The 10,791-nt window shown below is 43.3% G+C and carries 7 protein-coding genes; 2 read left to right on the forward strand and 5 right to left on the reverse strand.

The window, feature by feature from the left end:
- Both ACFING_RS08270 and ACFING_RS08275 read left to right on the forward strand, forming a co-directional pair.
- Positions 1-1,066, forward strand: a 1,066-nt coding sequence (locus ACFING_RS08270; RefSeq protein ID WP_375630428.1) for a tyrosine-type recombinase/integrase, incomplete at its 5' end; no start/stop codon positions are given.
- A gap of 207 nt (positions 1,067-1,273) precedes the next feature.
- Positions 1,274-1,474 (forward strand): AlpA family transcriptional regulator, encoded by a 201-nt coding sequence (locus ACFING_RS08275; RefSeq protein WP_007347209.1) that lies wholly within the window; start codon positions 1,274-1,276, stop codon positions 1,472-1,474.
- Positions 1,475-1,576: 102 nt separating this feature from the next.
- On the opposite strand, the gene ACFING_RS08280 is transcribed toward ACFING_RS08275, so the two are convergent.
- The 5 genes from ACFING_RS08280 to ACFING_RS08300 all read right to left on the reverse strand — a co-directional run.
- Positions 1,577-1,978 (reverse strand): hypothetical protein, encoded by a 402-nt coding sequence (locus ACFING_RS08280; protein WP_375630429.1) that lies wholly within the window; start codon positions 1,976-1,978, stop codon positions 1,577-1,579.
- Positions 1,979-2,044: 66 nt separating this feature from the next.
- Positions 2,045-2,173: a hypothetical protein gene (locus tag ACFING_RS08285; protein WP_375630430.1), complete on the reverse strand. Its 129-nt coding sequence runs from the start codon at positions 2,171-2,173 to the stop codon at positions 2,045-2,047.
- Complete coding sequence (locus tag ACFING_RS08290) at positions 2,161-2,565, reverse strand: hypothetical protein (protein ID WP_375630432.1); 405 nt, start codon at positions 2,563-2,565, stop codon at positions 2,161-2,163. The genes ACFING_RS08285 and ACFING_RS08290 overlap by 13 nt, the downstream gene beginning before the upstream one ends.
- Complete coding sequence (locus ACFING_RS08295) at positions 2,562-3,569, reverse strand: filamentous hemagglutinin (protein ID WP_375630433.1); 1,008 nt, start codon at positions 3,567-3,569, stop codon at positions 2,562-2,564. The genes ACFING_RS08290 and ACFING_RS08295 overlap by 4 nt, the downstream gene beginning before the upstream one ends.
- Before the next feature lie 68 nt (positions 3,570-3,637).
- The coding region (locus ACFING_RS08300; RefSeq protein ID WP_375630435.1) for a hemagglutinin repeat-containing protein at positions 3,638-10,791 on the reverse strand (7,154 nt) is incomplete at its 5' end.

Raw genomic sequence — 10,791 nt, forward strand, 5'->3', positions numbered from 1 at the left:
TGGTGCTCAATGGCTTTATCGTTATACCATTCATGGTCGGCGCCGTGAAATGGGCTTGGGTGCCTTGCGAGATGTTTCTTTAAAACAAGCCCGTGAATTGGCAACAGGATGGCGGGCTGTTTTACGTGAAGGGCGTGACCCTATTAAAGAACGTGAAAAACAAAAGCGTGAGGCAATAAGCAATCTCCATTACTTAAAAGATATTGCACTAGATACTTTTGAAACTCGTAAAGCTGAATTAAAAGGTGATGGTAAAAATGGTAAATGGTTTACACCTTTACGCCTTCATATTCTCCCTAAATTAGGCTGTTTACCCGTTTCAGAGATTACGCAAACAGAGATACGCAATACCCTTTCTCCCATTTGGCATACAAAGGCTGTAATTGCTCGAACAGCATTGATACGTCTTAATCTTTGTCTCAAACATGCGGCTGCATTAGGTGTAGATGTTGATTTACAAGCTGTAGAAAAAGCAAAAGCTCTCTTAGGAAAACAACGCCATAAGGTCACTAATAGACCAGCCATGGATTGGAGAGAGGTTCCGGCTTTTTATAAAACACTCTGTGAAGCATCAACCATAACACAACTGGCTTTGCGTTTGCTTATTCTGACAGGTGTTCGTACCAATCCTTTACGTCATATTCATAAAGATCAAATTGATGGGGATATATGGACCATACCTGCTGAAAATATGAAAGGCAAGCGTGATACAACAAAAGAATTTCGCGTGCCTTTATCAACTGAAGCATTAGACATTTTAAAACAAGCACGATTGCTTTCTCGTAATGATTTCTTTTTTTCTGCTAAAGGTCGCGGTCCCCTCGCTGAGAAGTGTATGGCTCAATATATGAGAGACAATAAACTTGAAGCCTGCCCGCATGGTTTTCGCTCTAGTTTACGCGATTGGCTAGCAGAAACAACCGATGCCCCCTATGAGGTCGCTGAAACTATTCTAAGTCATACAGTAGGAGGACAAGTAGAGCGCTCCTATCGTCGCACTGACTATCTAGAACAGCGCCGTGTCTATATGGATAAATGGGCGGCTTATGTCACGGGTCAAACCTAAAATATGGGGTGAATAACCCCATTATCTGTGGATAACTTTAGCTCTCTTGTCTCTCATTCTTTCTCAATAAGAGTCATAAATTATCACATCAGAAATTGTATAATAAAATATTGTTTTCTATGAATAAAACATCTTTCTAAATGAACCAAAATGTGGTTAATAAATGGTTATGATTTGTTACCATTTTTTGATAGAAAGGATTTTAATATGACAGAAAATGATATTCTTTTAACAGACCGTGAAAGTGCAAAATTGCTTCATATGAGTGTTTCAACATTCCGGCGTCATGTTACCAATGGCTCTCTCCCAAAACCTTTAAAATTTGGCTTTTTATCGCGTTGGTTACAATCAGATCTTTTGAATGTCATCGAGCAAGCGAAACAACAACGTCAAAGTGACGCGGCATAAAAAGAAAACCTTGTCACGTAAGGACGGACAAGGCTTTCTCAAGCTCATCAACCTGGTGCTTTATTTGGTGTAAATTCAAGGCTTTCTCTGCTGAAGCAAGACTTAAGGTTCGCATTCAAGTTGTTCTGAATGTTTTTTACAATAAGGGCTATTTAAGCGTCTCTCAACACTTCGCTGAGGCGTGATAGAACCACTAAGAGGATACACCGGAATCCTATCATCTTGACAATTTTCACACCACTTTCCATTTTCACTTCTATAGTGGAAGCCAGATTGAAGCATACAAGTATGAATTATTGCCCATTCACCGAAACCTAATCCACTATTTTCTGTATCGGCATTATAAGGAGTTGGCTTACCACACTCTAACAATGCTTTTGCTACTTCAGTAGAATCTGCATCTGGCTTTTGCCATATAACAAAGTATTTTGAAGGAGGCTTTGAGTCACATCCAGCGATACTTAACAAAGCCATGCAACTCAACAGTTTTAAGATTTTCTTCATTTTTCCCCTCTTTCAATGGATTTATTTACGATAAAACAGAGCTCATAAACCTGTTGATATTTCCTGTCACCGCTGCTTAAAACAACGGTGAACAATATTGAGATGATTGGTTGAGAAAACAATCGCGCCATTCCAAGCAAAAGCAAGGATAAGGGATTGTTGATCATCACCAATAGAAACACTTAAGGTTGGCATTTGCGACTATTTTTATATTTTTTACAAAAAGGGCTGTTTAAGCGCTTCTTGACACTGCGCTGTGGTATGACAGCACCTGGACGACAAATGGGAAGATCCTCGGCTTTATGATTTACACACCAAGTTCCCCCTCCCACTTTATCACGAAAACCTGATTGAATCATACAAGCTTCTATGGTTGCTATTGCATTGTAGCTGAGCTTTCTGCTTTCTGGATCAGTATCATAAGGGGTTGGCATTCCACATTCTAATAAGGCTTTTCCTACCTCAGTAAAATCAGTAACACCATTTTTCTCCCACGTAGCTATCTCTCCTGGAGGAGGTTTATCGATATTACATCCAGTTACACTCACCAAAACTATTCCACTTAATAACTTTAAAATGTATTTCATTTTTTACTCCTTGATTTACTTAAAGGAAATTGTTCACGATGAGATGTGCCATAAAACTTTTGGCATTTATAACCCACATCTCCAAGGCAAGTATGGGAGCTTATGGGATTCATGATCACTCTCCACCATTCTTTCCACATGTTACTACCAGTAGGTATTGTCTCGTAAGTATAGCCATTGCCGCCAATAATTCTGCTTACAAAGTCGTATCTATTCCCATCAAAGCCAATAGTGGTTTGTTTGCCATCACTCACATAACCTAACAGACCGGATGCAACTAAAGCATTAAAGGCTGGTCCATAGAAATTGATAGTCGTGTTTTCGTTGGCTATACCGTGAACACCTTCTTGTTTGAAAGAATTCAGCATATTCCCCAATGTCATTGTCCCGCGACTATGTCCATAAAGTTCTAATCCTGTAAGACCATAGCTATACATCAAATCTTTTGCTTCTTGTGTTGAATTGGTCAAACCCCAAAAGTTATTTTCCATAAACTTCTGATAGCCCGCGACTAGAAGTTCTGAGATAGCAGAATCAGCTTCTGGGAACACAACAAAATAAAGCGGTTCATTTTTATTCTCCGCATGTTGCTCTGCATAAACAGCAGCTTCATAGGGTGGCGTAAAGATGCCATTAAAGGACACATGCACTTTGCCATCAGAGCCAGCTTGTAAATACTGCTCATCTTCAGCATTTAAAAAGTGATACAGAGTGATATATTCTCCATCGCTGTCTTTTATATACTCTCCATTTTCATCGGTTAAATAGAGTACTTTGCCATTTTCATCATGCGCAATCTCACCTACTGGATGCTCTTTAACATTTGCGACTTCGCGCACTTTGTCCCAGTATCCCAATCCTTCATCCGATAAATCATTGATCATATCTACGCGATTATGTACTACCCCCTCAAGCGATGCGACATCTAGCTGTTCTACTGCTTGGTGGGCTGTAGCGGTGTTGCAGTTGAGTGCATCAATGATTTGTCCAGCATCTTGCCCCATTGCCCTCTGTCCAGTTGTATCAGTAAGGATGATAGTCCCATCGCTGATAGCAGATTTGGTTTCCCCTTCTACTCCATCATGCGCTTTTTAGAGGCTACATCATTGTGCTTTTTAGGGGCTACATCATGGCGCTTTTTAGGGGCTTCAGCATTACGCTTTTTAGGAGCTTCAGCATTACGCTTTTTAGGGGCTTCAGCATTACGCTTTTTAGGGGCTTCAGCATTACGCTTTTTAGGGGCTACATCATGGCGCTTTTTAGGGGCTTCAGCATTACGCTTTTTAGGAGCTTCAGCATTACGCTTTTTAGGGGCTTCAGCATTACGCTTTTTAGAGGCTACATCATTGTGCTTTTTAGGGGCTACATCATTGCGCTTTTTAGGGGCTACATCATGGCGCTTTTTAGGGGCTTCAGCATTACGCTTTTTAGGAGCTTCAGCATTACGCTTTTTAGGGGCTTCAGCATTACGCTTTTTAGAGGCTACATCATTGTGCTTTTTAGGGGCTTCAGCATTACGCTTTTTAGGAGCTTCAGCATTACGCTTTTTAGGGGCTTCAGCATTACGCTTTTTAGGGGCTACATCATTGCGCTTTTTAGAGGCTTCTTCACTATATTTTTTATAGGCTTTATCGCTGTATTTAAATCCTTCTTCCAGCAATTGTGTTGCCATTTCGCGGTTTTCACCAGCTGTTTGTTCCAGCTTAGTGACATCTATTTGTGATACACCCTTATGAGCTTCAGCGGTATTACGGTTAAGGGAAGCTATGGTTTGATCAACGCCTTGCCCTGTCAATGCCTTCTGCCCTGCTTCATCAGTAATGACGATGGTGCCATCGCTAATGGCAGATTTGGTATATCCTTCCCTTGAATCCTGTTGTTCTGCATGATCTAAAACATTTTTGGCAATGTTTTTAGCGATGTCGTATTCGCCCATTGCACCACCCGCTGCAATGCTAATCCCATCACTGCTGGCTTTGGCACTCGCACTGTTGGTAATATCACTGGTGCTGATGCTTCCTGTGGTCAGGCTGTTTTTTTCTGCCAAGGCTGTGCTTTCAATAATACCTCCAGTCAGCGTTGTTTTATCTTTAACGGTGATCTCAAAGCCGTCATCACGGGCTTTAATGCCTGATTGTTCCACAACACTGTGATAATCGCTGGAGGATTGATCATTTTGGAAAGAGACGTTTATTGATGCACCATCAGGCTTTCCATTGCCTTTAACCCCAACAGAAACAGAGTTTTTTTTGCTGGAACTTTGTCCCGTATCACTGCGGCTGACAACGGTAAAATCACCTCCTACTTCCATTTTTACACGCTCTCCAGAAACCACTGCTCCTGCCAATGTGGTGTTTCCCCCACTGTTGGTGTGAACCGCGCCCGTGCCTATAATATGGGCGTTCTTTTGTTGAACCTGTTCACTGGAGCCTTCTCCTTGACTAAAGGAGGCATTGCCTGTTCCCTCTGCGCCACCGGTACCATAACTGGCTCCGATATTCATTGAAGCGCTTTGGTTATGGTTTTGTGTGCTTTGCGTGTTTTGCGCACTTTCAAAGGTAATGTGCTGTCCTGCATCCAAGTTGATATTCCCGCTCTGCGGATCATTGCCCAGCGCATAAACAGGATTGGTACCGGCAATAACGTCGGCTCCAACACCATGGATGCTGCCTTTGTGGGCTTTCATATTGACAGAACGCCCAGCTTCTATGCTATTGGTTACAGCAGTAGATGTCTGAGAAGACTTCTCTTCCTTTTCAGTCTTAAAGCCTACGGTAACACTGGTAGAAATATCCACCATTTTGAGAAGGGAATCTTTTGTTGATCCGCTCTTTATCCCATTATAGAGATCTTTGCCTTTGTTATAGAGATCTTTGCCTTTTAGACCAAGAATGATGCCATTGCCGATTTTGTGTTTTGTATCCCCATGACCAAAACGTTTTCCTGCATCCTTTATATCTTGTATGGTACTAAGAATGCCAACATTGACAGAACCTGTAACACCAGCAAAGAAATTTTCATGTTTTTTTTGTGTCTTAGAGATATCTTGGCTTTCCGAAAGCGTGATATTATTACCGGCATCAACACTCACATCACGACCTGCTGAAACATCGGCTGCTTGCAAGGTCACATCATTGTTCGCACTGATCCGCACATCTTGGCGTGCCGTGATGTGTGATTGTGTGGAAGTGGTTTCCCATTGATCGCTGGTGTCTTTCGTGCTCTCAACCCCAACTCCTACAGAAACACTGCTGCTGCTGTTTCCAAACTGAAAACCAAAACCTGAACGCTTTTCTTCAGAATTTGACTTATGGCTATTATGACCCACAAGCACATTGACATCACGAGCTGCCGAAAGGTTAATATTCTCACCTGCAAGATCAGAGCCAACAATTGTCACATCTTTTTTCTTAGCAGTGATGTTGATAGTGCCATTCGCATTGAGAGAAGAGCCTTGATGTTCAAAACTTTCTTCATTTTCTGTCTTTGTCTCACTCCCATATATCGATAAAAAGTCCTTGCCTGAACCCGCGCCCAAACCAGATGCATGTTCTTCTGAGTAGCTGCTATGGTGATCTGTCATACCATCAATCGTCACACTTTCTCCACTCACATTGATATTTTGACCGGAAAGCAGATGAGAAGCAGAAATCTTGGCTTCTCCTTGTGCGTCTAACACGATGTTGCCCGTCGCCCCAAGGATAGAGGAGACCGTTGTGGTATGCGATTGAGAACTATCGGACGATTCCTCATGCAAAAAGCTACTTGAAGACGATTGGTATTGCTGGTCGTAGTGTTCTTGAGCGCCTTTTATAAGAATATTCCCACCAGAATGAATAGAAATATCCGCTTTTGCTTGATCTGGTGTTTCCTCTTTTTTTCCAGCAAGAAGCATCGACCCAATGATTTTTGTATCGTTGCCAGATTCAAAGGCTATCCCTTCACCGCCTGTTATACTTGAGCTCACGACTTGGGTAGCCTCAACATTATTATGGACTCTCTCACTAAATATTCCATCCTCTTTGTGATCAGACATCTCATAATTTAAGCTATCTTCTGCATTGTTGATCAGGATATCGTTACTGGCTTTCAGCCCCACCTTGCCCTTGGCATCTATATCGGAAGCAGAGACATGGATATCGTGCCCCGATATGATATCCATATTCTTTCCAGAACTTAGATGAGAGCCATTGTGCAAGGCAACATGGGAGGTTTCACTCCCATTCTGATTGTCCATACTGTTGCGTGTGGCATCAATCGAAATATTCCTCTCAGCTTGCAAGAGAAGTTTATCCGTTGCTTGAACATCTGAGCCTAAAATATTGAGATTTTTTCCTGATGAAAAGACTGTTGAACCCCCAGAACTGACTTCCGATTTATGATGCATGGTGGCATCACCCTGTTCATCATGGTAATGGGTTTCTGCTGAACCGATCGTCAAGTTGCCTTGTTCTGTAGCCATGGCAAGATCACCTCCGGTGGTGATCCCCACCCCTGAGGCGGTGATATCTTGCTTGGCAATCACGCTCGCATTGCCACCAGCAGAAAGCGCCTCGGTGTTTAATACTGTCTCCACGCCGTCAACCGTTGTGCGCCCTGCATCCAAACGAATATTCTTCTCCGCAAGGATAACAGCATCACCACCCGCCGCAAAATGCCCTCCTTGACTAAAGATATCCCCGCCATGCACATGCAATTGGTGATTTGCCGCAATACGCCCTGAATTAGTTATTGTGGAATTGCTCGTATTTTGGCTGGTGATATTGACATCATCACCCATGATCAAAGCCCCAGCAGAAACAAAGGAGGATCTGTCTTTTTCAGGGATGTAAAGCACCGGAGCATAAACATCCATGCCCTTGACCTGTTGGCGCACATAAATCACCATCGGGGCTTCTAGGGACGCCAATTGTTCTTCACTCAAAGCCTCACCAAAAGGGAGATTGTGTGCTTTTGCATATTCTGCCCCGACATCCAGCAAAGTTTTGACTTGTTCAATGGCATCACTTCCAGGAATAAAGGAACCTTTGCCCAAACCTTGACCCACAAGATCACGCATTTGTTTTTCAATCAGCTGCTTTTCGAAATAAGCATCGCCTAAGAAAAAAATCTCTCTGTCAGGATTGTAACCAATTCTGTTCAAATAATAGGCTGAGCCATAAAACTTGCCAACATCAAGGAATTCTGCTCTAGTTTCATAAATGAAATTTTGATTGGGCAGCGTGCCCCCAACACCCCCCGATTGGGGTTTTGGTAAAGGAAGCCCCTCAGCAAGTTCCCCTGCATTATTGAGATCGACTTTTGGTGTAAAGAGAGCGCCAGCCCCGGTTAAACCACTTAAGGACTCCAGTGGATTGCCTTCAACGGTTTTTGCTTCAAAATGCGCATCCCCTGTAATCGAACCTTCCGCTGCCGTGTTATTGAGTTGATCGACCACCAGATTTAAAGTGCCACCCGCTTGGACAAGACCAGGAACACTCTCCAAAGCTTCTGAGCGGATATGACGAAATTTGCCATCGGCTATATCTAAAGAAACATCGCGGCTTCCATCAGCTTTATAGCCATAACAATTGTCTGTATTTGCGTTACAACCCATATAGGTGTTTTTATAAGCTGTTGCACCTAAATTGGTCAGCACATTGGCGTGGATATCGGCATTTCCCCCTGCTTCTATAGAGCTATAATGGTTGTCAATGTTATCGGCGTTAATGATGAGATTGCCGTGAGATTGTATCATCCCCTGAATGGTGGGCTTATGCGAAAACCCCTGCGTGACAGTTTCTTCTGTCATATGTGACTGATTATTCCATTGATACCGTCTTATATTACTTTTTGTTTTATCATATTTCCAAGTAAATGCCCTATAAAATGCTCCATCTTCCAAAGTTGCCGTGCCATACGTTTCTTCTTTGTTAGCCCAAAGATTTTTATCAAATACAAATACTTCCCTAGGTATATACTGGTGTGCAATAACTATTGTTCTATCCTCAAAGTGACCCTTTCCCCAAAGGTTGGGACCATCTTGATATAACATCCCATCACTGAGTTGATCAGAACCCTTTGGTTTTTCGAATGAAATATCGCTATATTCCGTTTTTTCCGTGATGACGGGCGTGCTATCAGCTTCGTTTTTTAGAGTGTTGGTTTGGATATTTAAGTTTCCACCGGCTTGAATAAAGCCCGCTTTATTCACAAGCGAAAGGCTTTTTCCAGTACCAGCTGCATTGGTGAAAAATAAATTGCCTTCTGCCATAATAGCGCCAAAATCATTGAGCAAAGCCCCATCAACTTGTAAAGCACCATTGCCCTTTACATAAATTAAACCCGTTTTGCTGTTGGTCACATTGCCCGTCACGCTAAAAGCTAAATCATGACCCGCTGCCAATTGACCGCTATTTTCAAGCTCCCCGGTTTTGATGATAAAATCTCGTGCTGCTAAAACCGATGTGAACTGATCCACCATAACGCTTGGAGCAACAAAAAGAATATCTCCAGTCCCTCCTTCATCGGTAATGGCTTGTAGCCGTGCATGGTGAATATCAAGAACATTGGTGCTTTGAAAATCTAAACCACCATAAATCAGTGTGCTGCCCGAGACATAAATATGATCCGCAGTTAAATATAGCGTTTGCGGCGTGTAAATATGAGAACGATCATTGCTCAAATCCAGTGTGTTTGCTGTCAATCTCACATCCCCCGTAGCAGACAGCACATTCTCAACGCTGATCCCTCCTGATACCGAGGTCAGGGTTGCACTGCCATAGCCAATGACCTGATCATAATAAATGTCGTTGCCAGCAAAAAGTTCAATATTGCCACCACTGATAATATGCCCAACCTTTATACCCTCTTGCGCTGTAGCAAAAAGGGAACCTTTATCATGAAAAACAAGAGCACCTGTAGGGTTTGAAGGGCTCACCTGAGAGTGAACAAAATCTAAACCTGTCATCAGTGTGCCTGCATCAAGACTTCCCACCTTTAAAACGGCATCATCACCCGTCATCAAAGAAGAAAAGTCAACCGCCCCACCATGAATGTCTGCTCTGCCATAGGCTAAAACTTGCCCAAAATGAATGCCGGCATGGGGGTCAACATGAATGGCAACATTGTGATGCGACAGAATTGTTTGGGAAACAGAGAGCCCATTATGAGAAACCAGGGTGATATCTCCTGCTCCATAAACACTTTCAGCAACAATCGCACCTTGACTGCTCTGGAGATCAACATCCCCTTTTATGCCAAGAACAAGGCTGCCAGCTGCTTGCGTGGCTGCCATATCAACCCCACCAGCTAAAAAATGGGCTTGTATATCACCACCGGCATGCGCCCTGAGATTGCCCCCAGCTAAAACAGTGCCACCAATATTAAGCGCTCCATCTGTTTCAAGTGTTACATCAGCGCCTGCGCCTAGCCCTGAAACTTGAAGAGCATGGTGCGAAGAAAGCTCCAAATTGCCCCCCGAGGTAGCTTTTCCGGCAATTGATAAAAGCCCATCCTGGGCATCTACGCTCAAATGACCTTCCGCGCCAACCGTTTCTAACATGACACCTTTTTTTGCTGCAATCGCAATATGCTTTTTGGATGTAATGTTCTCTGCATGAAGGGTATCGCTTTTTGATTGAAGAACAACACCCCCATGACCAAAAACATTCTTCAACGAGATTTTTCCGTCAGCAGAAAGATGCAACTGCCCCGCATTCGCTGCCATATCATGGCGCATGCGAACCCCAACTCCTTGTTCTGTTGCCACAAGTTTTATTCTGTCCGCCTGTAGAGCCCCCAAAGCAGAACCATCTATCGCATATTCCGGTTTACCGGTAATATCGGTCAGTTCTTTCATTTCCCGTGAAGCATAATCAAAGTGACCCGTCCCTGCTGTCACACCAATTTCTCTGCCCGCAACAGCTCCTTCAAAATGCACTGTGCGTGAGACAATATCGACAATATCAACAGCCCCTTGGCCTGAGAAAAAATTGGCTCCCTTGGCGCCAAAGGTAATATCCCCACCTCGCACCTCAAAGCCTTTCAAAAAACCGCTCGCATCAATTTCGGGAACACCTGTGGTTAAAGTCGCATGGGGCGTATTGATAAAGCCACAACCATCACAGCTTATCCCATTGGGATTGGCTATAATCACATCGGCTGGGCTCCCAAAAACCTCTCCTGGACCATGAAGCGCACTGCGCTTGCTGCTGGTCACTTCATTTAAAATCACTTTCGCCGAAC

The sequence above is a fragment of the Bartonella sp. AP150HLJHH genome, assembly GCF_042196385.1.
Lineage (GTDB): Bacteria > Pseudomonadota > Alphaproteobacteria > Rhizobiales > Rhizobiaceae > Bartonella.

What these genes read in the sequence shown, in the direction of transcription:
- ACFING_RS08285 (WP_375630430.1), bottom strand. Translation starts at nt 2,173, where the DNA reads ATGCCAACCTTAAGTGTTTCTATTGGTGATGATCAACAATCCCTTATC.
- ACFING_RS08290 (WP_375630432.1), bottom strand. Translation starts at nt 2,565, where the DNA reads ATGAAATACATTTTAAAGTTATTAAGTGGAATAGTTTTGGTGAGTGTA.
- ACFING_RS08280 (WP_375630429.1), bottom strand. Translation starts at nt 1,978, where the DNA reads ATGAAGAAAATCTTAAAACTGTTGAGTTGCATGGCTTTGTTAAGTATC.
- ACFING_RS08275 (WP_007347209.1), top strand. Translation starts at nt 1,274, where the DNA reads ATGACAGAAAATGATATTCTTTTAACAGACCGTGAAAGTGCAAAATTG.
- ACFING_RS08295 (WP_375630433.1), bottom strand. Translation starts at nt 3,569, where the DNA reads ATGGGGCAAGATGCTGGACAAATCATTGATGCACTCAACTGCAACACC.